This is a genomic window from Nonomuraea zeae, assembly GCF_005889725.1.
GTDB classification, from domain to species: Bacteria; Actinomycetota; Actinomycetes; order Streptosporangiales; family Streptosporangiaceae; genus Nonomuraea; species Nonomuraea zeae.
On the sequence record NZ_VCKX01000016.1, the window covers coordinates 1 to 25,735 of the forward strand.

At 71.5% G+C, this 25,735-nt stretch carries 22 protein-coding genes and 1 pseudogene; 13 read left to right on the forward strand and 10 right to left on the reverse strand.

From position 1 onward, the window contains the following. The coding region (locus tag ETD85_RS07600; RefSeq protein WP_138688896.1) for a beta-galactosidase at positions 1-2,204 on the forward strand (2,204 nt) is incomplete at its 5' end. 10 nt (positions 2,205-2,214) lie between these two features. Here the strand turns inward: ETD85_RS07600 and ETD85_RS07605 are convergent. After that, the gene (locus ETD85_RS07605) at positions 2,215-2,934 is read right to left on the reverse strand and encodes a FadR/GntR family transcriptional regulator (protein ID WP_138688897.1); all 720 of its coding nucleotides are present in this window, start codon (positions 2,932-2,934) and stop codon (positions 2,215-2,217) included. Positions 2,935-3,326: 392 nt separating this feature from the next. Between ETD85_RS07605 and ETD85_RS07610 the strand changes: the two genes are divergently transcribed. The 5 genes and pseudogenes from ETD85_RS07610 to ETD85_RS07625 all read left to right on the forward strand — a co-directional run bounded on the left by ETD85_RS07610 (position 3,327) and on the right by ETD85_RS07625 (position 6,881). Further along, positions 3,327-3,911, forward strand: coding sequence for a hypothetical protein (locus ETD85_RS07610; protein ID WP_138688898.1), 585 nt, complete (start codon positions 3,327-3,329; stop codon positions 3,909-3,911). Then, positions 3,911-4,486, forward strand: a pseudogene (locus ETD85_RS07615) (SDR family NAD(P)-dependent oxidoreductase). Before ETD85_RS07610 ends, ETD85_RS07615 begins: the two are co-directional and overlap by 1 nt. Further along, the gene (locus ETD85_RS66710) at positions 4,404-4,655 is read left to right on the forward strand and encodes an SDR family oxidoreductase (RefSeq protein WP_276617193.1); all 252 of its coding nucleotides are present in this window, start codon (positions 4,404-4,406) and stop codon (positions 4,653-4,655) included. Before ETD85_RS07615 ends, ETD85_RS66710 begins: the two are co-directional and overlap by 83 nt. 11 nt (positions 4,656-4,666) lie before the next feature. Continuing rightward, positions 4,667-5,812 (forward strand): galactonate dehydratase, encoded by a 1,146-nt coding sequence (gene dgoD, locus ETD85_RS07620; RefSeq protein WP_138688899.1) that lies wholly within the window; start codon positions 4,667-4,669, stop codon positions 5,810-5,812. Positions 5,813-6,020: 208 nt separating this feature from the next. Then, a complete protein-coding gene (locus ETD85_RS07625; RefSeq protein WP_138688900.1) occupies positions 6,021-6,881 on the forward strand; it encodes a TIGR03619 family F420-dependent LLM class oxidoreductase in 861 nt (286 codons plus the stop codon). A gap of 152 nt (positions 6,882-7,033) precedes the next feature. On the opposite strand, the gene ETD85_RS07630 is transcribed toward ETD85_RS07625, so the two are convergent. From ETD85_RS07630 to ETD85_RS07640, 3 genes are all read right to left on the reverse strand, one after another. After that, a complete protein-coding gene (locus ETD85_RS07630) occupies positions 7,034-8,164 on the reverse strand; it encodes an FAD-dependent oxidoreductase (protein WP_138688901.1) in 1,131 nt (376 codons plus the stop codon). Positions 8,165-8,259: 95 nt separating this feature from the next. Beyond that, positions 8,260-8,700 carry a MarR family winged helix-turn-helix transcriptional regulator gene (locus ETD85_RS07635; protein WP_138688902.1) on the reverse strand — a complete coding sequence of 147 codons (441 nt, stop codon included), beginning with the start codon at positions 8,698-8,700 and terminating at the stop codon, positions 8,260-8,262. Between the two features lie 70 nt (positions 8,701-8,770). Continuing rightward, positions 8,771-9,751 carry a YihY/virulence factor BrkB family protein gene (locus ETD85_RS07640; protein WP_138688903.1) on the reverse strand — a complete coding sequence of 327 codons (981 nt, stop codon included), beginning with the start codon at positions 9,749-9,751 and terminating at the stop codon, positions 8,771-8,773. Positions 9,752-10,100: 349 nt separating this feature from the next. Here ETD85_RS07640 and ETD85_RS07645 point away from each other — a divergent pair, with 349 nt between their 5' ends. Together ETD85_RS07645 and ETD85_RS07650 are read left to right on the forward strand one after the other, a co-directional pair. Then, positions 10,101-11,426 (forward strand): serine/threonine-protein kinase, encoded by a 1,326-nt coding sequence (locus tag ETD85_RS07645; protein WP_170246554.1) that lies wholly within the window; start codon positions 10,101-10,103, stop codon positions 11,424-11,426. A 131-nt stretch (positions 11,427-11,557) separates the two neighbouring features. Then, positions 11,558-11,878 (forward strand): plasmid stabilization protein, encoded by a 321-nt coding sequence (locus ETD85_RS07650; protein ID WP_138688905.1) that lies wholly within the window; start codon positions 11,558-11,560, stop codon positions 11,876-11,878. Between the two features lie 143 nt (positions 11,879-12,021). Here the strand turns inward: ETD85_RS07650 and ETD85_RS07655 are convergent, their stop codons facing one another. From ETD85_RS07655 to ETD85_RS07670, 4 genes are read right to left on the reverse strand one after another with little or no spacing between them, the layout of a single operon-like run. Then, on the reverse strand, positions 12,022-12,498 hold the full coding sequence (locus tag ETD85_RS07655; protein WP_138688906.1) for a (2Fe-2S)-binding protein: 477 nt from the start codon (positions 12,496-12,498) through the stop codon (positions 12,022-12,024). A gap of 15 nt (positions 12,499-12,513) precedes the next feature. After that, positions 12,514-14,814 (reverse strand): molybdopterin cofactor-binding domain-containing protein, encoded by a 2,301-nt coding sequence (locus tag ETD85_RS07660; RefSeq protein WP_138688907.1) that lies wholly within the window; start codon positions 14,812-14,814, stop codon positions 12,514-12,516. An 8-nt stretch (positions 14,815-14,822) separates the two neighbouring features. Beyond that, positions 14,823-16,043: an oxygenase MpaB family protein gene (locus tag ETD85_RS07665; protein WP_138688908.1), complete on the reverse strand. Its 1,221-nt coding sequence runs from the start codon at positions 16,041-16,043 to the stop codon at positions 14,823-14,825. Positions 16,044-16,095: 52 nt separating this feature from the next. Further along, complete coding sequence (locus ETD85_RS07670; protein ID WP_138688909.1) at positions 16,096-17,319, reverse strand: oxygenase MpaB family protein; 1,224 nt, start codon at positions 17,317-17,319, stop codon at positions 16,096-16,098. Between the two features lie 199 nt (positions 17,320-17,518). On the opposite strand from ETD85_RS07670, the gene ETD85_RS07675 reads away from it, so the two are divergent. Beyond that, on the forward strand, positions 17,519-18,166 hold the full coding sequence (locus tag ETD85_RS07675; protein ID WP_206058165.1) for a TetR/AcrR family transcriptional regulator: 648 nt from the start codon (positions 17,519-17,521) through the stop codon (positions 18,164-18,166). Between the two features lie 58 nt (positions 18,167-18,224). Continuing rightward, the gene (locus ETD85_RS07680; RefSeq protein ID WP_138688911.1) at positions 18,225-18,695 is read left to right on the forward strand and encodes a PPOX class F420-dependent oxidoreductase; all 471 of its coding nucleotides are present in this window, start codon (positions 18,225-18,227) and stop codon (positions 18,693-18,695) included. Positions 18,696-18,805: 110 nt separating this feature from the next. Here ETD85_RS07680 and ETD85_RS07685 read toward each other — a convergent pair whose 3' ends face one another. Together ETD85_RS07685 and ETD85_RS07690 are read right to left on the reverse strand one after the other, a co-directional pair. Beyond that, positions 18,806-19,135 (reverse strand): STAS domain-containing protein, encoded by a 330-nt coding sequence (locus tag ETD85_RS07685; protein WP_138688912.1) that lies wholly within the window; start codon positions 19,133-19,135, stop codon positions 18,806-18,808. Continuing rightward, the gene (locus tag ETD85_RS07690; protein WP_138688913.1) at positions 19,132-23,340 is read right to left on the reverse strand and encodes a SpoIIE family protein phosphatase; all 4,209 of its coding nucleotides are present in this window, start codon (positions 23,338-23,340) and stop codon (positions 19,132-19,134) included. The genes ETD85_RS07685 and ETD85_RS07690 overlap by 4 nt, the downstream gene beginning before the upstream one ends. Before the next feature lie 168 nt (positions 23,341-23,508). Here ETD85_RS07690 and ETD85_RS07695 point away from each other — a divergent pair, with 168 nt between their 5' ends. The 3 genes from ETD85_RS07695 (at position 23,509) to ETD85_RS07705 (ending at position 25,724) form a co-directional block, all read left to right on the forward strand. Beyond that, on the forward strand, positions 23,509-24,840 hold the full coding sequence (locus tag ETD85_RS07695; protein WP_138688914.1) for a PP2C family protein-serine/threonine phosphatase: 1,332 nt from the start codon (positions 23,509-23,511) through the stop codon (positions 24,838-24,840). Then, on the forward strand, positions 24,819-25,175 hold the full coding sequence (locus tag ETD85_RS07700) for an STAS domain-containing protein (protein WP_240779012.1): 357 nt from the start codon (positions 24,819-24,821) through the stop codon (positions 25,173-25,175). Before ETD85_RS07695 ends, ETD85_RS07700 begins: the two co-directional genes overlap by 22 nt. 177 nt (positions 25,176-25,352) lie before the next feature. Next, entirely contained in the window at positions 25,353-25,724 is a 372-nt protein-coding gene (locus ETD85_RS07705; protein ID WP_170246556.1) for a peptidase inhibitor family I36 protein, read from the forward strand. Positions 25,725-25,735: the final 11 nt, after the last annotated feature.

Sequence of the window (25,735 nt, forward strand, 5' to 3'; positions counted from 1 at the left end):
GGGTGGGCGTGGTCGCCGCCTACGTCTTCTGGAACCTGCACGAGGAGCAGCGCGGCACCTTCGACTGGAGCGGCGACCGCGACCTGCGGCGTTTCGTGGCGACCTGTGCCGAGCTGGGGCTCGACGTGGTGGTGCGGATCGGGCCGTGGGGGCACGGGGAGTCGCGCAACGGCGGTTTCCCCGACTGGGTGCTCGCCGCGGACTGCGTGCCGCGTACCGACGATCCGCGCTACATCGAGCTGGTCTGGCCGCTGTTCGAGCAGATCGGCGCCCAGCTCGCGGGCCTGACCCGCGAGCACGGCGGTCCCGTGGTGGCGGTGCAGGTGGAGAACGAGCTGTACGACCAGCCGGAGCATCTCGTCACGCTGAAGCGCATCGCCAAGGCGGCCGGCATCGACGCGCCGTTGTGGACGGCCACCGGGTGGGGGCACGCGCGGTTGCCGGCCGACGAGCTGATCCCGCTGTTCGGCGGCTACTCCGAGGCCGCCTGGGACACCGCCCATGACGGCTGGCCGCAGCAGAGCCGGGCCCACTACTTCTTCGGCCCCGGCCGGGACGACGACTCGATCGGCGCCGACCTGCGGACCACCGAGGTCGCCGCCTCCGACGAGAGCCACTTGGCGCGCTACCCGTTCGCCACCTGTGAGCTGGGCGGCGGGATGTACACCTCCTACCATCGCCGCCCCGTCGTGGCGGCCCCCGACGTCGCCGCGCTGGCGCTGGTCAAGCTCGGCAGCGGGTCGGTGTGGCAGGGCTACTACATGTACCACGGCGCCTCGCAGAAGATCGGCGAGCTGTCCACGTTGCAGGAGTCGCACGCCACCGGCTACCCGAACGACTGCCCGGTGATCAACTACGACTTCCAGGCCCCGCTCGGCGAGTACGGCCAGTTCCGCGACTCCTATCGCCACCTGCGGCTGCAGCACCTCTGGCTGGCCTGCGACGGGCCCGACCTGGCCACCATGACGCTGACCATGCCGCAGGGCGCGCCGGCGGACACGGCCGACCGCGAGACGCTGCGGTGGTGCGTGCGTTCGGACGGGCGCTCGGGATTCCTGTTCGTCAACAACCACCAGCCCGTCGAGACGCTGCCCGCCCATGACGGCGTCCAGTTCGCCGTGGAGCTGGACGGGCGCGAGCTCGTCGTGCCGAGCGAGCCGGTGACGGTGCCGTCGGGGGCGTATTTCGTCTGGCCGCTCGCCCGGAAGGTCGGGGCCGGTGTGCTGCTGACGGCGACCGCCCAGCCGATGGGCGTGGTCGAGGCCGGGGAGCCGGTGCATGTGTTCGCGCAGACCGCCGGCATCGCGGTGGAGCTGGTCTTCGACGGTGCGACGGTGACGGAGGTCGAAGGCCCCGCGACCGTCCGGCGCGTGGGAGACCGCGTCGTGGTCACGGAGCTGACGCCGGGTCCTGGGTGCCTGCTGCGGGTGACGGACGCCGGGGGCGGGCGGGCGGCCGTCCTCGTGCTGGACGGTGACAGCGCCCTGACCGCGACCCGCGGCCGGCTCTGGGACGCCGACCGGCTCGTGCTGAGCGACCGGCCCGCCGTCATCGACGACGGCCGACTGACGGTGTACGGCTCCGGCGACGCCGTCCGGGTCTTCCCGCCCCCGCCTTTCGCGGCCCCGTCCTTCAGGGCCTCGAAGGACGCGGCCCCGTCCTTCGCGGCCCCGCCCTTCGAGGCCCCGCCCTTCGAAACTCTGACTGATGGCGTGTTCGGCCTGATCCCGCTGCCAGCCCACGGGGACGCGGCGCCCCCGGCCGGGGTCGAGGCGCTCAAGCCGGCGGGCCCGGCACGGCAGCCGGTGATCGACGCCGTCTCCGGGCGGGCCTCCGCGCCGACGGACGCGGACTTCGACCAGGCCGCCGTCTACCGGATCACCGTCCCCGCCGAGGCCTTCGCCGGGGACGGCGAGGTGCTGCTGCGGCTGGACTGGACCGGCGACGTGGGCCGGGCCTACATCGGGGACCGGTTGGTGGCCGACCAGTTCTGGTACGGCCCGGCCTGGGAGATCGGGCTGCGCAGGTTCCGCGAGGACGTCCTGGAGCACGGGCTGGAGCTGAGGCTGCTGCCGCTGCGCGCGGACGCCCCCGTGTTCGTCTCCCCCGAGGTACGCCCCGCCTACCGCGACGGCAGCGCGCTGGAACTGCGGTCGGTCACCCTGATCCCGGTGCCCCGCGTCGTGGTCACGGGCGGCGGGTGACGAGACCCCTTCAAGGCCCGCTCTGCTTGCCGTGCATCTTCTTGGCCAGCTCGACGTCCGCGATCGAGCGCTCGATGAGCGCCCGCATCGCGGTCTCGGCCGCCTTCGGCCGCTGCTTGCGCACGGCGAGCAGCACCTCGGCGTGCTTGTCGGTGGACTCGCTGGTGACCGCCGCGTGCACGAACTGATCGCGTAGCCGCAGCCCCGCCTCGATCGCGGTGGCCATCTGCGCCATCAGCTCGTTGTGCGCGGCCCGCAGCAGCGCATGGTGGAAGACCAGATCGGCCTCCACGTGATCGCCGGTCGACCTGCCCACCGCCGCCCGCATCGCCGCCAGCGCATCCTCCAGATCGGCCAGGTCACGATCAGTGCGACGCAACGCCGCCATGCGCGCCACCGCCGGCTCCACCGTCAGCCGGACCTCGCCCAGCTCGTCCAGGAAGCGCTCGTCCACCCGATCGGCGAAACGCCAGCGCAGCACATCAGCGTCGAGCAGCGCCCACTGCTCGCGCGGCGCGACGAACGTGCCCCGCCGGGGCCGGGCCCCCACCAGGCCCTTGGCGGCCAGCACGCGCAGCGCCTCCCGCACGGCCGTCCTGCTCACCGCGAAGCGCTCCTGCAGCGCCACCACATCGAGATCCTCATCAGGCCCGATGTCCCCGCCGACGATGGCCGCGCCCAGGCTGCGGACCACCCGGTCGTGCGCACCGGATTTCCCGATCTCCGTCATGGCGGAATCATGCCATGTCCGCACCCCGGCCACCGTCCCCGTAGACAGCTCACGTTTCCTTGAGAACATACTATTGTAAAAAGTAATCATATTTATTGTTGACATCGGTCGAGCGTAACGGCATTCTGCTCGTCAAGTCCCGTATCCGGGCAGATCACACCCCCAACGAAGGAGTCGACGATGAGCGACGTGACGCGGCGGACCTTCCTGCGCCGGACCGGTCTGATCGGCGGTGGCCTGCTCGCCGCGCCGATCCTCGGCGCCTGCGGCGGCGGGGCGGGCGGCGGCGCGGCGGTCAGGTCGGACGCCGTGACGATCAACTTCTGGACGCACGACCCGGGCTACGTGAAGACCTTCACCGAGTCGGCCAAGCGCCTCACCGACGCCGCGAGATGCGCGGCATCCCGGGCAACATCGACGTCGCCGTCTTCCACCCCTACGTCTACGGCGTGCTGGACGAGCTCATCGGCACCTTCGCGTTGCGCGACACCTCGCTGCCGTTCCCGCAGGAGCGCGCCCGGCGGGAGCTGCTGCGCCCGGAGGCCCCCGACCTGGAGGACTGGTATCCCGAGCAGGCGTGGCGCAGCGCGGCCACGGTGGTCCCGCCCCGCGAGGTCTATCTGCACGACTGGTGCGACCCCGCCCGCTTCAACCGCTGGCTGTACGACCGCTACGCCGTCTACCGGCACGGCATGGCCGAGAAGCTGCGCCTGTGGATCGAGGTGGCCGCCGACTGGGCCGCCGCCCGCGATCTCCCCGTCGTCTTCGGCGAGGGCTGGGTCGGGTACACCCCTTTGCACGGCACGTTCGAGGAGGGCGCGGTGGGTGCCGAGATCTGTCTCCAGGCCGTCGGGCACGCCCGGCGGGTCGGCGCGTGGGGCACCGTCGTGTGCTCCAACGCCGCCCCCCAGCACCCGATGTGGGCCGACGTCGAGCTGCAGCGGCGCGCCAACGCCCTGTTCACCGAGGCCGGCTGATGGGGCGTTTCGACGGCAGGACCGCGCTGGTCACCGGGACCGCGTCCGGCATCGGCGCCGCCACCGCCCGCCGGCTGGCGGCCGAGGGCGCGCACGTGCTGCTCGCCGACATAGCCGACGAGCCCGGCAGGCACCTGGCCGGCTCCGTCAGCGGCACCTACCTGCACCTCGATGTCGCCTCGGCCGCCGGCTGGGCCGCCGCGCACTAGGCTGTGACGAGCCGTTTCGGCCGCCTGGACGTCCTGCACTGCTACGGTCCCGGCCGCGTCGTGCCCGCCCGCCCCGTCCACGAGATGCCCGAGGAAGACTGGGACCTGCAGATCGACGTGGTGCTGAAGGCGGCCTACCTGGCGGCGCGCGCCTTCTGCCCGCTGCTGGCCGAGACGTCGGGGGCCCTGGTGATCACTTCGTCGGTGCACGCCAGGACGGGGATCCCGGGCTGCGGCCCGTACGCCGCCCAGCAAGGGCGGGCTGGAGGCCCTGACCCGGCAACTGGCCGTCGAGTACGCCCCCCGTGTCCGGGTCAACGCGGTCGTCCCCGGCCCGATCATGGGCCCGGCCTGGGACGGCATTGACGAGGAGGGGCGCGCCGCGACCGTGGCCGAGACTCCCGCCGGTCGCTTCGGCACCCCCGATGAGGTGGCCGCCGCCGTGGCCTTCCTCGCCGCGCCGGAAGCCTCGTTCATCACCGGAGCCTGCCTGGCCGTCGACGGCGGCTGGAGCGTCTCCACCACTTCTTCCTAGAACGGAACCTCATGAAGATCGTGTCCATGGACACCTTCCTCGTCCCGCCGCGCTGGCTGTTCCTACGCATCCGCACCGACGAAGGCATCACCGGCTGGGGCGAGCCGGTCGTCGAAGGCCGGGCCGAAACCGTCCGCGCCGCCGTCGCCGAGCTCAGCGACCACCTGATCGGCGAGGACCCGCTGCGCATCGAGGACCACTGGCAGGTCCTCACCAAGGGCGGCTTCTACCGGGGCGGCCCGGTGCTGTCCAGCGCGGTCGCCGGCATCGACCAGGCGTTGTGGGACATCGCCGGCAAGTCCGCCGGGCTGCCGGTGCACCAGCTGCTGGGCGGGCCGGTGCGCGAGAAGGTCCGCATGTACGCCTGGATCGGCGGCGACCGGCCCGCCGAGGTCGCCGAGCTCGCGGCGGCCCAGATCGAAGCCGGGTTCACCGCCATCAAGATGAACGGCTCCGGCGAGCTCACCGCCGTCGACACCCCCGCCCGCACCATGGAGGTCGTCCAGCGCGTCGCCGCCGTCCGCGAAGCCATCGGCCCCGACCATGACCTCGTGGTGGACCTGCACGGCCGGGCCTCCACCGCCATGGCCCGCGGGCTGCTGCCCTTGCTGGAGCCGTACCTCCCGCTCTTCGTGGAGGAGGCGGTGCTGCCCGAGCACTCGCGCAACCTCGCGGCACTCGCCGCGAGCACCTCCATCCCGCTCGCCACCGGCGAGCGCCTCTACTCCCGGTGGGACTTCCGCGACGTCATCGGGCACGGCATCGCCGTAGCGCAACCGGACGTGAGCCACGCCTGCGGGATCTCGGAGGTCCGCCGGATCGCCTCCATGGCCGAGACCTACGACGTCACCATGGCCCCGCACTGTCCCCTCGGCCCCATCTCCCTGGCCGCCAGCCTGCAGCTCGCCTTCGCCATCCCCAACTTCCTCATCCAGGAGCAGAGCGTCGGCATCCACTACAACCAGGGCAACGACCTCCTGGACTACCTCGTCGACCCGGACCCCCTGACCTTCACCGCCGGGTACGCCACCCGCACCACCCGCCCCGGGCTCGGCATCGACGTCGACGAGGCCGAGGTGGAGCGGATGGCGCGGGAAGGCCATCGCTGGCGCAGCCCCCTGTGGCGGCACCCGGACGGCTCCTTCGCCGAATGGTGAGCGCCACCAGGCCCTGACCGGGGGCGCTCTGGTCACATTCCGCCCGGGACCGGCACCGCGGATCCGGTGCTGTCGCCGTTGGCGGCGGAGGCGAGGACGGCCACGATGCCGGCCGCGTCGGACGGGGCCGGGAAGCGCGCCGCGGGGTTGCCTTGACACCGGTGTCAGGGGTGTAGCGTCGCCGCGAACCGTGACCTTGAGGATGACGATGAAATTCGCGATCAGCTACTCGACAGCCGACGGCATCGACCCTGACCACCTCGTAGCCTATGCCCGGCATGCCGAGCACTGCGGTTTCGAGGGGCTGTACCTGCCCGAGCACATCGTGCTGTACCCCGGCGCCAGGGTCGGTCTCTTCGAGTTCCCGCCGGCCCTGCCCTACCCCGATCCGCTCGACTGCCTGGCCTTCGTCGCGGCGGCCACCGAGCGCATCCTGCTCGGCACCGCCGTGCTCTTGCTGCCGTACCACCACCCTGTGGTCCTGGCCAAGCGCCTGGCGACCATCGACGTCCTGTCCAAGGGGCGGATGCGGCTGCTCACCGTGGGATTGGGCACCCTGCCCGGCGAGGCCAGGGCGACGGGGGTCGACTTCGGCACCCGGGGACGCCGTACCGACGAGGCCATCGAGGTGTTGCGGCTGCTGTGGGAAGGCGACGAGAAGGGCGTCAGCTTCGACGGCGAGTTCTTCGGCTTCGACGACCTGACCAGCTATCCGAAGCCCCACGGTGCCACGCACCTGCCCATCCACGTCGGAGGATCGAGCCGGGCGGCCGCGCGCCGCGCCGGGCGGCACGGCGACGGCTACTTCCCCGGCGGCGCGCTCCCCTTGGAGGAACGCGCGAGCCAGTGGGAGCTGGCCAGGACCACCGCGGCGGACGCGGGCCGTGACCCCGGCGCCCTGGAGTACACGCGATGGGGGTCGATCGACATGTCCGCCGAGCAGGTCGAGGACTTCGCCGCGCAGGGCGTGACCCGCATCGTGGTCAGTCCCACCACGACGGAACCAGAGCAGCAACGCGATGAGATGTCCGCCTTCGCCCAGCGGTTCTCCCTCCCCCGCGCCCGCTGACCCGCCGGCCGGCTCAGCGGCCGCCCGATGGGGCCGTTCGCCGGTTACGGCCGAGTAGGCGTCCGCGCAGTGTCGGCGGCGACAGCACGGTGGCCGCGAGGATGAAGGCGGCGACCAGGAGGCCGGCCGGCCGGGTGATGGCCGCTCCGGCTTCAGGAGAGATCGTCTTCGGTGAACGCGGCGACCAGGCTGTGGGGTGCGTGGTCCCCGAAGAGGAATTCGTGGAGCTGGGTGCCTTCGGCCGCGGCTTCGGCGCCGCGGAGGAACATGGTCTGCTCGTACTCGGCGAGGGCGGCTTCGACGGCGTCAGGATGGGCGGCGATGGCCTTGCCGAGCTCGGCGCCGTCGTACATGGCCAGGTTGGCGCCTTCGCCGTTCGGGGCCGAGAGGTGGGCGGCGTCGCCGAGCAGGGTCACCCCCGGCACCCGATCCCACCGGTGCCCGATCGGCAGAGCGTGGAGGGGCCGCAGGACCGGCGCGGTGTCACCAGCGGTGATCAGCGCGGTCAGCTCCGGCGCCCAGCCGTCGAACTCCCGCGCGATCCGCGCGGCGGCTGCGGCGGGGTCGGTGAAATCGATGGCGGCGAACCAGTCCTGCGGCTCGGTGAGCGCCACGTAGGTGTGCAGGGTGCCGCCGCTCTCCCGGTGGGCCTGGATCCCCTTGCCCGGCTCGGGCACGAACAGGGACCCGCCGCCGACCGCCTTCGCGCTGGCCGGGTGCCGGGTGTCGGCGTCGAGCAGGAAGGTCTCGACGAACGACCTGCCGATGTACTGGGGTGTGGCGTCGGACAGCAGCGGCCGTACCCGCGACCACGCGCCGTCCGCGCCGACCAGCAGGCTCGTGACGACAGAGGTGCCGTCGGCGAAGGTCACCTCGTGGCGGCCCTCCCCGAGGGCACGCACGCCGCTGACCTTGTGACCCCACCGGACGGTGCCGGCCGGGAGCGAGTCGAGCAGGATGCGTCGCAGCTCGCCGCGCAGCACCTCGGGGCGGCCGTCCGTGCCGTCGTCGGCCCGTTCGAACAGGACGGCCCCGTCCCGGTCGAGGACCCGGATCGCCTGGCGGCCTTCCAGGATGAGGCTGCGGAACTCCTCGATCAGGCCGGCCGCCCGCAGAGCCGGCTGGCCGTTGTAGTCGTGGATGTCGAGCATCCCGCCCTGGGCGCGCGCCGTCGGCGAGGTCTCCGCCTCGTAGACCGTGGATGGGATGCCGTGGACGTGCAGGACGCGGGCCAGCGTGAGTCCGCCGAGTCCGGCGCCGATGATCGTGACGGGAGTGTGCATGGTGGCTCCTTTTCGGGCATGTTCGAGCGCGCGCCGGCGGACGCCGGCACGGCGAGGATGTTCCGGATGCGCGGCCGGGCCGCGCGCAGTCGTGGTTACGTCCGCGTCGGTTGCGGCAGCTCCGCGGTGATCTTCGCGAGCAGGGCGTGCAGGGTGGCCCGCTCGGCCTGGTCCAGCGGGGCCAGGATCGTCTCGTCGGCGGCGGCCATCGCGGTGTCGAGCCCGGCGATGAGCTCGACGCCGGCCGGCGTCGCGTAGACGCGTTTGCTGCGCTCGTCACCGGCCTCCACCCGGCGCTCGACGAGACCGCGGCGCTCGAGCCCCTGCAGCAAGCTCGAGACGCTCGCCGCGCTCGTACGGGTCACCTGCGCGATGTCGCGCTGGATCGCGCCGGGCTCCCGGACCAGGTAGCCGAGCACGAAACTCTGCTCGAAGCTGAGCTCGCGGGCTCGGACCCAGTCCTCGGCGGCCTTGCGCTGAGCCCACGTGATCCAGCGGACCAGCTCAAGAGGGCTGGTGAGCTTCGGTGCATCCATAGTCAGAACTCTAACTGTTAGACCTCTAACTGTCAAAGTTCTAACTGGTCAGCGTCATGGGCCGAGACCTCTATGACTTGTCCAGCTTGCGAGTGTCGCGTGGTTCGACGTACGGCTCTTCCTCCGGTGGCCGGCCCATCTCGATGGCACGCTCGCGAGCCAGCTCGGCATCGAGCTCGACTCCCAGCAGGACCGCGATGTTGGTGATCCACAGCCAGACGAGGAAGATGATGACCCCGGCCAGGGCGGCGTAGGTCTTGCTGTATGAAGCGAAATTACCCACGTAGAGCCCGAACGCGGCCGAGGCCAGCACCCACAGCACCACGGCGAGGACGCTGCCGGGCGTGACCCAGCGCAGGCCCGGCTGCTTCACGTTGGGGGACGCCCAGTACAGCAGCGCCAGGATCAGCCCGACGATGAACACCAGGGCCGGCCACTTGACGACGCCCCAGACGGCCACCACGGCGCTGCCGATACCCAGCACCCGGCCGGCCTGATCGGCGAGCTGCCCGGTGAACACCACCGCGACCGCGCCGAAGGCCATCAGGATCACCAGCACGGTCGTGATGGCGATGCGCAGCGGCAGGGTCTTCCAGATCGGCCGCCCCTCTTCCATCTCGTAGACGATGTTGCTGGCCCGGATGAAGGCGCCAACATAGCCGGAGGCCGACCAGATGGCGACCGACAGGCCGATGACGGTCGCGACCCCGGCGGCGGGCCGGTTGCCCTGCAGACCCTGCAGCACCTGGCCGAGGATGCTGCGAGCGGGTCCGGGGGCCAGGGCGCTGATGTTGTCCAGGAGCGGCTGGGTGGCGGAGCTGCCCAGCACGCCGAGCAGGGAGATCGCCGCCAGCAGCGCGGGGAACAGGGACAACACGCCGTAGTAGGTCAGCGCCGCGGCCCAGTCGGTCAGCTTGTCGTCCTGGAACTCCTTGGCGGTGCGCTTCAGCACGCGCAGCCAGGAGCGCTTCTCCAGCTCCGCCGGCCCTTCCGGCGCGGGGCCTGAGTCCTGCCGCATCGTTGCGTCGCCGCCGGAACGGTCGCCGGTCATGAATGCCCGCCTGCTTTCGGGCGAGCTGCCTCCTGGCGGATCACGGCCACTTCCATCTCCTGGCGCAACGGCGTGGGCATCTCGAACGCCCCGAGCTACCCGGTGCCAGGCCGGGAAACGTCACTCGGCAGCACACTGACGTGTTCGGTGTCGAGCCGATCCGCCGGCCAGTGCTCATGCTGCGTCAGAAGCGGTGACATCGAACCCCCTTCGGAAGGAAGAGAGAGTGCGGGCCACCGTGTTCCCGCCTCCGGCCGCCGAACTCCCGTATGCGACGTCCCCGCGCATGGGCGGGCGCTGACCGGGTAGATCGCGCATCATGTCCGCTTCGGAGCGATATCACGGTTGGTTGCTGGGTGGCCGCTACCGGCTGCAGGCCGAGCTTGGCCGGGGCGGCATGGGCAGAGTCTGGCGTGGCCACGACGAGCTGCTCGATCGCCCGGTCGCCATCAAGGAGGTCACCCTCGACCAGGGGCCGCAGTGCGAACGCGAAGTGCTGCTGGGCCGCACGATGAGCGAGGCCCGCCTGGCCGCCCGGCTGTCCCATCCGCACATCGCCACCGTCTACGACGTGGTGGAGGCCGACGAGCGGCCGTGGATCGTGCTGCAGCTGGTTCGCGCTCCCACCCTGGCCAACGTGCTGGCCGAGCGGGGCTCGCTGCCGCCCGCCGAGGTGGCCGGGATCGGCCTTCAGGTGCTGGCGGCGTTGCAGGCGGCGCACGCCGCGGGCATCGTGCACCGCGACGTCAAGCCGGCCAACATCCTCCTGGACGACGGCGGCCGGCACGCGGTGCTGACCGACTTCGGCCTGGCCGTCAGCCTGGAGCGGCCGGCCCGGGAACCTCTCACCCAGGCAGGCACCGTGGTGGGCACCCCCGCCTACATCGCCCCCGAACGCGCCCGTGGCGCGGCCCCGACCGCCGAAAGCGATCTGTGGTCGCTGGGCGTCACGCTGTATACGGCGGTCGAGGGCCGCTGCCCGTTCGAGCGGGGCGTCGCCGTGGCCACGATCAGCGCCGTCCTCACCGCGGACCCGGCCCCCTTCGAACGCGCCGGTCCGCTGGCGCCCCTCATCACCGGTCTGCTGGCGAAGGACCCGGACTGCCGCACCGGCATCGACGCCGCCCGGCGGCACCTGCACCGCATCGCCTTCTCGCCCGTCGAGCAGCTGCCGGTCACCGGCGCCGTGGCGTCGCCTGCGGCCAGGCCCGCTCCGGCACCGCCGCCGGCCGATCCCGCCGACTCCCTGCTCCCGGCAGGCTCCGCCTTCCCGACCTCCGAAGCGGCCCGGCCCGCTGCCGCTCCGGCCGGGCGCCGGCTCAATACCAGGTACAGGCGGCCGGCAGCGGCGGTGACCGTGCTGATCGCCGGCGTGCTGGCGGTCACCAGCTGGCCCGGCCGGCCGACCGGCGCGCCCGCCGCCGAGCGGCCCGCCGACACGCCCGCCACGTCGATCCCGGCCTCGTCCCCCGCGATCCTGCAAGGGCAGCCCGTGGTGATCAGGCGCGGCACTCCGGCCGCCCGGCACCAGGCCGATCGGCCCGCCCGCGTCCCCGCGGTGGCGGCGTCCGTGCCGCCGGGCCAGGCGAAGAAGACCATCGGCAAGAACGACAAGGTCAAGCACGGGCACAAGCTCGGCACACCCGGCAAGGGCGGCGGCAAGGGGCACAAGTGATCGCCTTGCCAGGCGTGGGCCTTACCGCCGCCGTCGCACCCTCCTGTCGCAAGACGACCGTTTCGTAACTCTCACCGGGGTATGGGACGACGAGTCGGCCATCGCAGGTATTCGCAAGAGGAGGAGAGAGCATGCCTCGCGGATCGAGCCCGAAGCGGGAACGCCAGTACGAACACATCAAGGACAGCGCCCAGAAGCGGGGGGCGAGCAAGAAGCGCGCGACCGAGATCGCGGCCCGCACGGTCAACAAGGAGCGCGCCAGGGCGGGCGAGTCGAAGACCGCGAGCCGTACGTCGACGCAGGACATATCCTCGGGCCGGCGCGGCGGGCTGCGCTCGCACTCCGGGAGCGGCGGCCGTACGCGCGACCAGCTGTACGCCGAAGCGCAGCGCCGCAACATCAAGGGTCGCTCGCAGATGACCAAGGCCGAGTTGGAGAAGGCCCTCGGCTAGGGCCGATGTGAGACGAACGAGCCGGGCGCAGTTTGTGCGGCGCCCGGCTCTTCCGCACCCACGCTGGGGTGATCAGGAGCGCGCTCCGCGCCGGTTCTGGACGGTTTACGGCGATGACCACGGGTGGTCCACCCCGCCGGGCCTCACATGTTCTCGGCGCCGGCCCTGATGGCTTCGCGGATGCGGAAGTAGGTGCCGCAGCGGCAGATGTTGCGCAGGCCGTCGAGGTCGGCGTCGGTGATCCCGCGGCCCTCGGCGGCGGCGCGGCGGACCAGCGCCACGGCGGCCATGATCTGGCCGGGCTGGCAGTAGCCGCACTGGGCGACGTCGTGGTCGAGCCAGGCCCGCTGCATGGGGTGCAGGTCCTCGCCGACCGTGGCCGCGAGCCCCTCGATGGTCGTGACCTCGTCGGCCGGCCGCAGGTCCTCGACGGGGATCGCGCAGGGGTTGACCGCCTTGCCGTTGAGGTGGCTGGTGCACGCCTTGCAGACGTTGATGCCGCAGCCGTACTTCGGGCCGGTGATGCCGAGGATGTCGCGCAGCACCCACAGCAGGCGCACGTCGCCGGCGACGTCGACGGTGACCTGCTCGCCGTTGACGCGGAAGGTGTACTCGGGCACGCGGCTCTCCTCGGGTCAGCGGGCGTGGTCCAGGCCGTCGGCCGGGGATGGAGGTATGGGAGGGATGGTCGGTTTGGGGGTGAAGGAGAGCGTGCCGTGGTTGATGGGGAAGCTGGTGGGCATCGTTCCGGTCGCGCGGCCGTAGGCGCAGGCCACCGCGGCCATCGATGCGGCGACGCCCAGCTCGCCGGCGCCGCCGGGCGTCTCGGAGGTGCTGGGCATGACGATGATCTGGAGCTCGGGCGGGGTGTTCCACTGCCGGGTGTAGAAGTAGTTGTCCCAGCTCGCCTCGAGGAAATATCCGTCGCGCAGGTGCAGGCTGGAGGTCAGGGCCAGCGCGATGCCGTCCATGATGCCGCCCATCATCTGCGCTTCCAGGCCGCGCGGGTTGACGGCGAGGCCGACGTCCACGGCGAAGACGACCTTGGTGACGCGCGGGCCGCTCACGCCGTCGCGGATGGGGCGGTTGGCGGTTTCCGGCCGGCAGTCGATCTCCACCAGGGCGGCGCTGACCGACTTGTACTCGGCGTGGAACGCGATGCCCTGCGCGGTGCCGGCCGCCATCGGCCGGCCCCAGCCGCCGGCCTCGGCCACCTTCGCCAGCACCGCCCGCGAGCGGCCGTCCCGGAGGAAGTCGGTCCGGATCCGGTACGGGTCCTTGCCCATCCGCGCGCCGAGCTCATCGACGATGAGCTCGCGGGCGCAGGTGACGTCGGGCGAGTAGACGTTGCGCATGCTGCCGGTGTTGAAGCCCTTGTCCGTCTCGCTGAGCAGCTGGCTGGTGGCGCCGAAGTCGTAGGACACCGCCTGGCTGAGGTGGAAGAACGTCTGGGAGAAACCGGCGTCGCCCACCGGGAGCCGGGCGGCCAGGGCGGTGATGATCTCGCCCAGCCCGTGGCCGAGGTCGGTGGCGACGCTGGTGTGCCGCTGCTTGTAGCTGAGCACGGTGTCGCCGAGGTAGGCGACGCGTACCCGGGAGGTGGCCATCGGGTGGGTGCGGCCCTGGCGGGAGTCGTCGGCGCGGTGCCACATGAGCTTGACGGGCTTGCCGATCTTCTGGGACACCTCGGCGGCTTCCAGCGCGGCGTCGAAGAACAGCTTGCGGCCGAAGGAGCCCCCGCCTTCGGCGACATGCACGGTGACCCGGCCCGGCGGTAACCCGAGCTTGGCGGCGATGGCCTGCTGGGCGACGATGGGCGATTTGAGTGCCGACCAGATCTCGGCACGGTCGGTGCGCACGTCGGCGATCGCGCAGTTGGGCTCCAGCGCGCTGTTGCTGCGGAAGGCGAAGGTGAACCTGCCTTCGACGATCGGCGTCGGCGGTCTGAGCCCGATCGGCAGCTCCGCGGCCGCCAGCTCCCGCAGCACGCTCTCGTCGGACTTGCCCTCCGCGGTGCCGGGTTTCCAGGAGACCCGCAGGGCGCGTACGGCGTCGATGCACTGGCCGAAGGTCTCGGCGCGCACCGCCACCCCGGTGGAGATCACCACGGCGTCGGTGACGCCCGGCATGGCACGGACCTCGGCGAGGTTGGCCACCGAGCCGACTTTGCCGTTGATGGTCGGCGGGCGGCACACCATGGCCGGCTTCGCGTCCGGGACGTCGAGGTCCATCGTGAACTTCTTACGCCCGGTCACCGCGTCGAGCGCGTCGATCCGGTTGTGCGGTTTGCCGATGACGGTGAAGCCCGCGCGCGGCGAGAGTGTCACGGACACCTGCTGGGTCCGGGTGCCGGCGGCCTTCTCGGCGAGGGCGCCGATGCCGATGCCGCGGCCGGAGGGATCGGTGATCGTGCCGGCCCGCAGCGTCAGGTCGGTGACCGGCGAGCCGAGCTCGGCCGCCGCCGCGGAGAGCAGCCGGAGCCGGGCGACGGCGGCGGCGACCCGGATCGGGGTGTAGGTCGCGAAGGTCGTGTTCGATCCGCCGGTGAGCTGGTTGAACACCAGCTCCGGCCGGGCGTCGGCCAGGGTGACCCGTACCCGTTCCAGCGGCACGGCCATCTCCTCGGCGATCAGCATGGCCGTGGAGGTGGTGATGCCCTGTCCCACCTCGGCCCGCGGCAACGCGAACGACACCGTGCCGTCCCGGTTCACCTCGACCGAGATCAGGCCCGAGGTCGGCAGCGCCGCCGCGGTCATCAGGTCGTTGAGATCGAGCAGGTCCGTGAGCTCCGGCGACGGCAGCCGGGCGGCGGCGGCCGCCGCCGTCGTTCCCGGCATCGGAGCGAGTTCGGCGGCGGTCACCAAGGTCGGTGCCGCCAGCACGTAACCGAGGAAGCGGCGGCGTCCGATGGCCTCGTCCACATTCGATCCCGTCATCGTGCGGCTCACTCGGGCCGGTTGGCCGTGGGAATCTCTATCTTGGTCTCCTTGCCCTTGGTGAGGAAGAACAGGATGTACTGCCGTGCGGCCTCGTCGATGACCCAGGCGACCTCGGGCACGAGCGGCAGCGGAACGAGACCCTCTCTGAACTTAACCAGTTTCGGCCAGGCGGTGGCGATCAGCGGGTCCCACACCGGCTCGCGCCTGATGCCGTCCCAATCGGCCACCTGGTTGCCGACCAGGTATCGGGCGAGCGCGTTGCACAGGGGCCGGCTGATGCTGCCGGGGCTGGTCTGCTCGGCGAGCTGGCCCAGCAGGACGTCGGTCAGGATCACGCCCTCGGGCGTCGGCCCCATGTTCCTGGGGAGGATCTGGTCCGACTGAGCGTTGGCCGCGTCCCAGGTGGCGGGGATGTATTCGTCCCTGATGCCGAGCAGGTGCGCGGTCACCTGCCACACATGCAGGTACGCCTCGGCGTCGGCGGCGCTGATCGGGACCTTCCATTCGCGCATCTTCCGCATGGCGAAGGTCGGCAAGGTGTGCCAGGTGACCAGCATGTCCTCCTGGCTGATCGGGATCTCGCCGTTCCAGTGCGGAGATTGCTGCAGCAGGTGCCGCACCGCCGCGTGCACCAGCCGGGTCTTCACGGCCTGGACCACGCAGGTGCCGTCGGGCCGGTAGGCGTTGAGTGAGCCGACGGCGAATCCCAGGATGCTCGTCTTGGCGACCCGATCCTCCATGTCCGCGCCACCCTTGGAGTAGTAGACCGCGCGGGCCTCCTTGGGGATGGCGGTGCTCAGCATGCCGCCGCCGACGCCGTTGAGCAGGTTGAGGTAGAGCCCTCTGGACTTGTTGAACTCGGCCGCGGTGCTCAGCTTGGCCGGGTCCGCCCACGTCGGCAGCTCGCGGGCCTTGTCCATGAACGAGCGCAGATCCTCCGGCAGCCCGCCGGGTAACGGCTGGTCGTTGCGGTTCCAGTCCCACAGCAGGCGGTTGACCTCGGGCACGGCACCGCGATCGATCAGCGAGGCGACCAGCGGGTCGGCCTCCTCGTCCCAGACCCACCGAGGATCGGCACCGGCGCCGGACCCGGCGATCGAGCCGGTCGGCGCCCAGGTCCAGGGCGTCGTGGGGCGCGCCTGGGCCGGGGACGCCATCCCCAGCGCCCCGAGGGCGCCCAGAGCCCCGCCCGAGATCAGCATCTTGCGTCTGCTCAGCTCCGCCATGCTCTTGAACTCCTTTCGAGTCCCCCTGGACATGTGGCTCGTCGCCCGTGTCTCAGGACGGGCGGTTCGTCTCCGGAATCTCGATCTTGATCGGCCGCGCTTCGGACAGGAAGAGCAGAGCGGCCTTGCGCAGGAACTCGTCGAAGAGCCAGTAGGCCTCCGGTGCCAGCGGGAAGGGGAGCAGACCTTCGCGGACGGCGATGAAGGGCCCCCAGGCCACCTTGAGCAGCGGGTCCCAGATCGGCTCCCTGGGGATCTTGAGCCAACCGGCGATCTGGTCGCCGAGCATGAAGCGGGTGAACGCGCCGAGTATCGGTTTGGACAGGATGCCGGCATCGACCGGGGAGCCGAGGTTGAGGAGGATGTCGGCCAGCTTGTTGCCTTCGGCCGTCGGTGCCAGCACCGGGTCCAGGACCTGCTTGGCCTGGGCGTTGGCCTCGGCCCACGACGCGGGGATGTACTCGTCCTTGATGCCGAGCATGTGCGCGGCCAGCTGCCACGAGTGCAGGAACGCCTCGGACTCCCCGGCGGGGATGGGCACCTTCCAGGCGGTCAGCTTCTGCATGACGGTCGTGGGCAGGCTGTGCCAGGTGACCATCATGTCTCGCTGGCTGATCGGGATCTCTTCCTCGGCGACCTCCGGCCAGTGCGGGGACTGCGGCAGCAGGTGCCGCACCGCCGCGTGCACCAGCCGGGTCTTGACGCAGGTCACGATCATCTCGCCGTCGGGCTGGTAGGCGTTGCGGGTCCCGACGTCGTATCCGAGTTTGGCGGTCTTGGAGATGCGGTCCTTCATGTCCGCGCCGCCCTGCGAGTAGTAGACCGCGCGCGCCTCCTTCGGGATGACCGTGCTCATCATGCCGCTGGCCAGCCCGTACAGGACGCCGAGGTAGAGGCCGCGCTTCTCGTTGAACCTGAACGCGGTCGCGAGCTTGCCCTGGTCGGCCCACGTGGGCAGCTGCCGGGCCCGCTCCATGAAGTCCCGCAGGTCCGCCGGCAGCCCGGCGGGCAGCGGCTGGCCGTTCTTCGTCCAGGTCCGTAACAGCTGATTGACCATGGGCACGTCACCCCGGTCGAGCAGCGAGGCGACCAGCGGGTCGGCCTCCTCGTCCCACACCCATCGCGGGTCGGTGCCTGCCCCCGTGCCCGCCACCGAGCCTTTGGCCGACCACGTCCACGGCACCTGCGCGTACGCGGGCGCCGCGACGCTCAGCGCGCCGAGCGCGCCCAGGGCCCCGCCCGCCTTCAGGATGTTGCGCCTGCTGGGTCTGTCCATGCCTTCGTTCCTCCTCCTTGCCGGAGCCTCCTGGTCGGAGCGAAGCACTGGTTGATACGATGAAACACGTAGTGCTTCCGTGTATCATCATCATGACAGCACACTGTGAGGGGGATCACAAGACCGCATCGGCGGCTGTTGGGGAATGAGGCACAATCAACTCCAGGAGGTGATCGTGGAATCTGCGCTGTCCGGGCTCATGACGCCGTCGGACTCGGAGTCGTTGCTGGAGCGCGCATACCTTGATGCCGTCGAAAGGGTCGACGACACCGACGAGCTCCGCGCCCGCATACTCGACGCCGCCTACGAGCAGTTCTGCCGGATGGGGATCAGGCGGTCCACCATGGAGGACGTCGCCCGGCGGGCCAAGGTCTCGCGGATCACGGTCTACCGGCGCTTCGCCACGAAGGACGCGCTGGTCGAACACGTCGTACGCCGAGAGTTCCGCCGATACTTCGACCGGTTCCTCATCGACATCGAGCAGGCCGGCACCGCCGCCGACCGCGTGGTGCTGGGCTTCGTCAGCTCGTTACGCGCCATCCGGAACAACCCGCTGATCGGCGGCCTGATCGCCGCGGAGCCGGACCTGCTCGTGCCCTCCATGATCGCCGACGGGGGCCAGACCCTCGCCACGGTCCGCCAGTTCGTCGCCGGCCAGCTCCGCCACGAGCAGCGCGCGGGCCACGTCTCCGGCGACCTGAACACCGAGCTCGTGGCCGAGATGATGGTCCGGGTCTCCGCCTCCTTCCTGGCGACCCCCAGTCAGGTCATCGACCTCGACGACGACGACCAGCTGGCCGCGGTGGCCCGCCAGTTCCTGGTGCCCATGCTGCGACCGCCCAGCTGACCGTTGACCACCTGCGTGGCATTGACGTCAAGCGCGGTTGGGGTTGCAGGCTGGTGTTGTGATCTTTACTGATGCCGAGCTCGGCTACCTGTCGGAGCACCCGCTGGGGCGCCTGGCCACGATCGGGCCCGGCGGAGCACCGCACGTCCAGCCCGTGGTCGTCTGGGTGAACGCCGGCACCGGGACCATCGACGTCGGCGGCCCGGAACTGGCCAGGAGCCAGAAGTTCCGCAACGCCCGAGCCGACCCCCGGGTCTCCCTGGTGGTGGACGATCAGGCCGAAACGCCCAATTCGATCGGCCAGACCGGCCGGGGCATCGAGATCCGCGGCTCGGTCGAGATCGTGTCTCTCGACCCGCCACTCCACCCCGCGTTCGACTCGGAGACCCTGCGCATCCATCCGCACCGGATCGTCGCCTGGAACATCGACGCACCCATCCCGGACGCGTCCGGCCGTCCAGCGCACCTGCACGGCTACAACTCCCGCGACATATCCCGCCAGCCCCTTCTTGACGGGGACCCCGCCTGATCACATGGCAGCGGGCCAGGCACCGTGCCGGTGACTGAGCTCTCGGCGGGTGAGCTCGCAGTCCGGATCAGACGCGTGCTGGCATGAGCGTTTCGGCGATCTCGGTTCCGTCAGCCGTCTTCCCTGCTCGAAGGCTCCGCGTCGGGGGTGATCTCCTCGACGATGGCGACTTCGGCGAGCCCCGAGATCGTCAGGACGGGTTCGAGCAGGGGGTTGGCGACGAGCCGGATGCGCGAGGCGTGGGTGAACAGGACGGTCAGGCCGGCGCTGTCGAGATATTCCACCGCGCTCAGGTCGACGAGCACCGGGCCGGCATTGGTGGACCTGGTCAGCGCCTCCTCCAGAGCATGAGCATTGCTCATGTCGATCTCGCCGGTGACGGCCAGGACCGGGGTGCCGTCAGGCCCCGTCGAGGCGGCCAGGGTCAGAGGGGTGGTCATGACGTGATCCTCGCATGCATGTCGACGGTGGTCCCGGCCGTACCGGGATGGATGGTGACCTCGTGCATCAGTGCGCGCATGAGCGCGACGCCCCGGCCCCGATGCTGGTTCGCGTCGGGCTCCGGGACCTTCCAGCGGCCGCTGTCGGCGACGGTCAGATGCAGGTCGCTGCCGGTGGCGACCGCTCGCAGCCGGATCGTCCGGCCGGGAGCGTTGCGGTGCCCGTGCTCGATCGCGTTGGCGCAGGCCTCTCCCGCCGCGACGAGCACGTTCTGCACCAGCAAAGGGGTGAGCTGGCAGCGGGCCAGCCAGTCCCGCAGGACCGAGCGTACGGGGGCGAGCTGGCGTGACTCGGCGGGGAAGGCCACCTCCAGCGGGGCGGGCTGGCGGTAGAGCAGCAGCGCGACGTCGTCGCTGAAGCCCTCGTCCGGGGCGAGGCGGGTCATGACGTCGCTCGCCAGTTCCTCGATCGGGGTGGCCCGGCCGGCCTGGACGGCGGTGCTGGCCTGGTCGATGCCGGCGGTCAGCGGCCGCCGCCGCCGCTCGACCAGCCCGTCGGTGTACAGCAGCAGGGTGGAGCGGGCCGGCATGGTGCAGTGGGTCTCCGACCGCGGGCGGCCGGACCGTACGGCGAGCGGGGTCGAGCGCCCGCCCTCCAGCAGGACGGTGGTGCCATCGGGGTGGGCGAGGATGCCGGGAGGATGGCCGGCGCTGGAGTAGACGAGGTCGCCGGTGGCGGTGTCCAGGACGCCGCAGAAGGCGGTGGCGCACTTGGCGCCCGGGATGAGGGCGGCGAACCGGTCAAGGGCCGCGAACACCTGGGCGGGCCCGGCATCCTGCAGCAGCAGGGCCCGGCAGGCGCTGCGCAGCTGCCCCATGACGGCCGCGGCCTTCAGCCCCCGCCCGACGCAGTCGCCGACCACGATCCCGATGCGTTCGCCGGACAGCGGCACGATGTCGTACCAGTCGCCGCCGACCTCCAAGGGGCGGCTGGCCGGCCCGTAGCGCACGGCGAAGCCGTCGGGCAGCCGGGACGGGCCCAGGATCGCGCGCTGGAGCGCCACGGCGGCCTCGCGCTGCTGGTCGAGCTGGTGGACCCGGTGCAGGCCCTGGCCGAGGTGCCCGGCCAGCAGCGCCAGCAGGGTCTGGTCCTCCCCGGTGAAGGGCCGGTTCTGGCCCAGGTCGAGCCAGATCGCGAGCAGGCCCTCGGGATGTTCCAGGGTGATGCCGGCTCCGTTGCCCGTGGAGGTGACCGCTCGCAGGGGCGGCTGCGCGCGCAGCGCCGCGAGCTCCGTACGCACCTGTTCCGGCAGGTCCGGCCAGTCGTCGACGCCGGAGGGCGCGCAGACGAGGCTGAGCGGGGTCTCACCGGCCCAGACGACGGCCAGGACCTGCCGGCCGTCCCAGACCTCCTGCAGCGCCTCCAGGCCGCCGGCCAGGGCGTCGGTCAGGTTGTCCGCCTGGGAGACGCGCATGCTGAGGGCGGCCAGGGCGCTCTCGCGCTGCACGAGGTAGTGCTCGGCGGTGACGTCGCGCAGGGTGCCCACGACGCGGCGCCGGCGGGTGTCGGGGTCGATGACCGCGTTGAAGGTGACCGCGATCCAGATCTGGTGCCCGTCCCGGTGGGTGAGGGGGATCACGCTGCTGCCCCGGCCCTGTTCGACGATCTGGCTGAACGCCCGGGCGACCAGGGCATGGGCCTGCGGGTCGGTGTCCTCGTCCGGCCACCAGGGGTGCATGGGGGTGTACGGCAGGCCCTCGGGGCCGTAGCCGAGGATGTCGGTGAACGCGGCGTTGATCTCGATCACGGCGCCGTGCTCGTCCGTGACGAAGAACGCCTCCTGCAAGGAGTTGATCATGGCGGTGCGCCAGCGGGTGTGGTGATTGCGCATCCGCGCCAGCTCCACGTTGGCCCGGGCGCGGGCCAGCAGCTCGGCGGCGGAGAACGGCTTGACCAGGTAGTCGTCCGCTCCCGCCTCCAGTCCCTCGATCGAGGCCTCCTGCCCGGCGCGGGCCGACAACAGCAGCACCGGCACCCCGGCCGTACCCGGATCGGCCCGCAGCGCCGCGACCAGGGCCAGGCCGTCCAGGTGCGGCATCATGACGTCGCTGACCACGAGGTCCGGCGCCTCCGCGCGCACGGCGTCCAGGGCCTGGAGCCCGTCGCTGACCGCGGTGACCTGGTATCCGGCGCCCTTGAGCAGCCGGAGGAGGTAGTCGCGCATGTCCCTGTTGTCGTCGGCGATCAGCACCCGGCCCGGCGCGCCGTCACCCGGCTCGGAGGAGCCGGTGCCGGCGGACGTCTCGGCGGCGGACGTCTCGGCGGCGGACGTCTCGGCGGCGGCCGTCGCCTCGGCAGCGGTTTCACCCCCGGGGAGCCAGCGCAGGGCCTCCTGGACGAAGGGGTCGGCGCTGGCCGAGGCCGTCTGCGACGGCCTGGCCGGGACCAGGCTGTCGGCCGGCAGATGACCGGTGCCGAAGGGCAGCCGGATGGTGAAGGTGGTGCCCTCGCCCTCGACGCTGTCGGCCGTGATGGTGCCGCCGTGCAGGCCGACCAGCTCCTGGACGAGGGCCAGCCCGATGCCGCTGCCCTCGTTGGAGCGCGAGCGGGCGCTCTCGATCCGGTGGAAGCGCTCGAACAGGCGCGGCAGCTCCTGCGCCGGGATGCCGATGCCCGTGTCGGTGACGGTCACCACGGCGTGCCCGTCCTGCTCGCGTACCCTGACACCGACCGAGCCCTCGAAGGTGAACTTCAGCGCGTTGCTCAGCAGGTTGAGCACGACCTTCTCCCACATGGTCCGGTCCAGGTGGACCGGCTCGGCCAGCGAAGGGCAGTCCACCTCGAAGGCCAGACCGGCCTTGTCGATCGCCGAGCGGAAGACGCTGGCCAGATCCGCGGTCACGGCCGCCAGGTCGACCGCCTCGTAACGGGCCTGCATGCGGCCGGCCTCGATGCGGGAGAAGTCGAGCAGCGTGTTGACGAGCTTGCCCAGGCGCAGGCCGTTGCGGTGGACGACCTCCAGGTCCTGGCGTACGTGCGGGTCGGCCTCGGCCAGCGTGTTCCGCAGCTCCTGCACCGGCCCCATGATCAGGGTGAGCGGGGTACGGAACTCGTGGCTGATGTTGGAGAAGAACACGGTCTTCGCGCGGTCCAGCTCCGCCAGCTCCTCGGCCCGCCGTTGCTGGGCCTGGTAGCTGCGGGCGGAGGAGATGCCTGCCGCGACGTGCCCCGCGGCCAGTTCGACGAACCCGCGGTAGCCGTCGTCCAACGGCCGGTACCGGTTGAGCGCGACCACCAGGAACCCGTACGGCGCGCCGCCCTGCTGCAGCAGCGGCACCACCAGCGCCTGCGTGGGCGGCTCCGCCCAGTCACCCGGCGGGAGGCCGGCGAACGCGGCCTCGTCGAGCGCCACGAGCACGGATTCGCCCCGCACCAGCGCCGCGGCCGGCCATACGGCGTCCGGGTCGCCGGGAGAAACCGCGGCGGGGGCGGCCGGATGCCCGGCGGGGATCCCCGTCGCCTCGGCCAGCCGCGCGTGGCCGTCGCCGTCGAACAGGTAGGTCAAGGTGAACGGGAGATCCCGCAGGTTCTGGCCGAGCTGCTGGCAGGCGAAGGCCAGCATCTCCTGCTCGGTGCGGACCACGCTGGGATCGGAGCCGAGATCGCGCAGGGTGGCCATGCGCCGCTCGCCGATGACCCGCTCGGTCTCCTCGCTGACCACGCAGAGCATGCCGACCACCGAGCCGTCGTCGTCGCGCAGGGGGCTGTAGGAGAAGGTGTGATAGGTCTCCTCCGGGTAACCGGCCCGCTCCAGGAACAGCAGCAGCGCCTCGTCCCAGGTCGCCTTCCCCGTGGCCAGCACGGCGTCGATCCGCGGGCCGATGTCCTGCCAGATCTCCGCCCACACCTGGCTGGCGGGCCGGCCCAGCGCCCACGGGTACTTCTGGCCCAGGGTGTCGCGGCGGTAGGCGGCGTTGCAGAAGAACGTGAGCTCCGGCCCCCACGCCATCCACATGGAGAAGCGGGACGACAGCAGGATGCTCACCGCCGTCTGCAAGCTCTGCGGCCAGTGCTCGGGTGGACCGAGCGGGGTCGCCCGCCAGTCCACCGCGGCCAGGTCGCGGCCGATCTCGTCGTCCACGGTGAAGATCTCAGCCCCGGCCGCTGCCGCCGGCCCACGCTCGCCGTCGTCGTCGTGTGCCATCTGAGACCCTTTCGTCCGCTCCGAGCGCGGCCACTGGCGCCAGGCTCACATGGTGCCGTCGCGGCTGTGGCCTGGTAAATCAGGCATCAGCTCGACCGTAGGTAGAATAGGGCAAATCATTCCGGAGGCTGGGTCCTCCCGCTCCTGCGCCGCGTGTGTGCCGGAGGCGTGAGGAGGAAGGAGCCGGACGTCAGCACCGCCGATGACGTGCGCCGCCTGGCGGCCGTGCACCGTTACGAGCCTCTGGATGCGCTCGGCCAGGGCGCGCTGGACCGGGTCGCCTCGCTGGCCGCGCGGATCTTCCACGCGCCTCTCGGCACCGTCACGTTCGCCGACGAGGACGGCGTCCGCTGCTGGGCCGCGCACGGCATCGCGGCGCAGTCGGTCCACGGCAGGTGTGCGCCGAGCCTGTACGCCACGGCCCTCGCGCAGGGCGAGGTCTGTGTGATCCCGGACACGTCGGCCGATCCGCGGGTCACCGGTGATCCGCTGGTCGGCGGCGAGCTCGGCGTGCGTTTCTACGCGGCGGCCCCGATCATCACCACCGACGGCCACTGCGTGGGCAGCGTCAACGTCATGGACCTCCGCCCCCGGCAGGCCGACGCCGAGGAGCTCAGCGCCCTGCGGGATCTGGCCGCCCTGGTGATGGACGAGCTGGAGCTGCGGCTGGCCGCCACGCGCACGGTCGCCACCGAGCGCGCGCTGCGCGCCGACGCCGAGCGCCTGGCGCGGACCTTGCAGCGCACGCTCCTCCCCCCGGCCCTGCCCCAGGTGCCGGGCCTGTGCGCGGCCGCGGCCTACCACCCGGTCTCCGCGGACGAGGTGGGAGGGGACTTCTACGACCTGTTCCCGCTCGACGGCAACCGCTGGGGGTTCTTCCTCGGAGACGTCTGCGGCAAAGGTTCCGACGCCGCCGTCCTGACCTCCCTCGTCCGCTACACCCTGCGCGCCGCCGCCGTCTACGACCCCGACCCGTGCGTGGTGCTGGCCAACCTGGACGCGGTCCTGCAGCAGGAGCACGCCGACCACACCACGCCGCCTCCCTACTGCACCGCCATCTTCGGAGTCCTCGACCCCGGCCCCGGAGGCTTCACCGTCACCCTGGCCGGCGGCGGGCACCCGCCCGCCCTGGTGGTGCGGGCCGGCGGCGGCGTGGAGGCCGTCCGCCCCGAAGGCGGACAGCTCATCGGGATCCTGCGCGACCCCTGCTTCGCGCAGGTCAGCACCCGCCTGGAGCCCGGCGACGCGCTGCTCCTGTACACCGACGGCCTGACCGAGGCGCGCACCGAGACCGCGGCCAGGCTCGATGAGGACGGCCTGGCCGCCTACCTGGCCTCCTCCCCCGCCACCGCCGACGGTCTCGTCGCCACGGTGCACAAACTGATCGCAACCCTCGGCGAGGGCGTGTCCGACGACACCGCGGTACTCGCCCTGTCCGTCCCCGCCCGCTCGACGAGCGTCACCTCTGAGGAGCCTTGGTGCAGCACGACCACGGCCTGACCGTCACTTCCAAGCCGCATTCGGCACGCATCCACGTCCTGGTCCTGACCGGCGACCTCGACCACCACACGTCCCCCCGCCTGCAGGCGGCTCTGGACGGGCTCGCCCTCGCTCCAGGCGACGGGCTGGTGATCGACCTGTCGGCGCTCCTGTTCTGCGACTCCACCGGCATCTCCATCCTGGTGAGCGCGCACCAGCGGGCCCAGAACGCCGGTGCCGAGCTGGTGCTGGCCGGTCTCGACCCCAGCATCGCCCACGCGTTCAAGATCATGGGATTGACCCGGGTGCTCTCCTTCCAGGACACCGCCGACAAGGCCATCACCGCGCTCCAGTGATCCCGTCGCGGATCGCCCCGCACGGAGGGCCAGGGCCTGCCGGCGCTCGGCACGATGCCGGCCTGCCCGCTTCTGACGAGGGAGTTTCGGCCCCGGCCGAAGGTCGTGGACGGCCGGGGCCGCCCAGGTGACGCTTGCGTCAATCAGCAGCCGTCGGACAGGAAGGTGTCCACGAACATGCGCCGGCCCTGGTCAGCAGTCCTGAGCGTGCTCATCGCCGCAACCCCGTTCCTCGTCAGCACGCCGGCACGGGCGGCCGCGCTGGCATGGGAATGCGACCCCGGATACTCGTGCTACTACACCGGTTCCAGCGGAACCGGCTCCAGGTGGGTGGCGCCGTATGCCGGCTGCTACTACCCCCTGGAGTCCTGGCTTCGGGACAACATCAGCTCCGTCACCAACCGCGGCCACAGCAGGGCCACCGTCCACCTGTACAACTGGGTCGGCTACTGGGAAGAGATCGCCACCATCGCACCGGGCACCTCGGTGAGCTACGGGTCCGGCGCGTACGCGAACAACAAGACCGACTTCATCTGCATCGATTCGTAGCCTCGATGCCG

Excerpts from the sequence above, each read along its gene's own strand:
- ETD85_RS07605 (WP_138688897.1), bottom strand. The coding sequence starts at position 2,934 with ATGACGGAGATCGGGAAATCCGGTGCGCACGACCGGGTGGTCCGCAGC.
- ETD85_RS07610 (WP_138688898.1), top strand. The coding sequence starts at position 3,327 with ATGCGCGGCATCCCGGGCAACATCGACGTCGCCGTCTTCCACCCCTAC.
- dgoD (WP_138688899.1), top strand. The coding sequence starts at position 4,667 with ATGAAGATCGTGTCCATGGACACCTTCCTCGTCCCGCCGCGCTGGCTG.
- ETD85_RS07625 (WP_138688900.1), top strand. The coding sequence starts at position 6,021 with ATGAAATTCGCGATCAGCTACTCGACAGCCGACGGCATCGACCCTGAC.
- ETD85_RS07630 (WP_138688901.1), bottom strand. The coding sequence starts at position 8,164 with ATGCACACTCCCGTCACGATCATCGGCGCCGGACTCGGCGGACTCACG.
- ETD85_RS07635 (WP_138688902.1), bottom strand. The coding sequence starts at position 8,700 with ATGGATGCACCGAAGCTCACCAGCCCTCTTGAGCTGGTCCGCTGGATC.
- ETD85_RS07640 (WP_138688903.1), bottom strand. The coding sequence starts at position 9,751 with ATGACCGGCGACCGTTCCGGCGGCGACGCAACGATGCGGCAGGACTCA.
- ETD85_RS07650 (WP_138688905.1), top strand. The coding sequence starts at position 11,558 with ATGCCTCGCGGATCGAGCCCGAAGCGGGAACGCCAGTACGAACACATC.
- ETD85_RS07660 (WP_138688907.1), bottom strand. The coding sequence starts at position 14,814 with ATGACGGGATCGAATGTGGACGAGGCCATCGGACGCCGCCGCTTCCTC.
- ETD85_RS07665 (WP_138688908.1), bottom strand. The coding sequence starts at position 16,043 with ATGGCGGAGCTGAGCAGACGCAAGATGCTGATCTCGGGCGGGGCTCTG.
- ETD85_RS07670 (WP_138688909.1), bottom strand. The coding sequence starts at position 17,319 with ATGGACAGACCCAGCAGGCGCAACATCCTGAAGGCGGGCGGGGCCCTG.
- ETD85_RS07675 (WP_206058165.1), top strand. The coding sequence starts at position 17,519 with ATGACGCCGTCGGACTCGGAGTCGTTGCTGGAGCGCGCATACCTTGAT.
- ETD85_RS07685 (WP_138688912.1), bottom strand. The coding sequence starts at position 19,135 with ATGACCACCCCTCTGACCCTGGCCGCCTCGACGGGGCCTGACGGCACC.
- ETD85_RS07690 (WP_138688913.1), bottom strand. The coding sequence starts at position 23,340 with ATGGCACACGACGACGACGGCGAGCGTGGGCCGGCGGCAGCGGCCGGG.
- ETD85_RS07705 (WP_170246556.1), top strand. The coding sequence starts at position 25,353 with ATGCGCCGGCCCTGGTCAGCAGTCCTGAGCGTGCTCATCGCCGCAACC.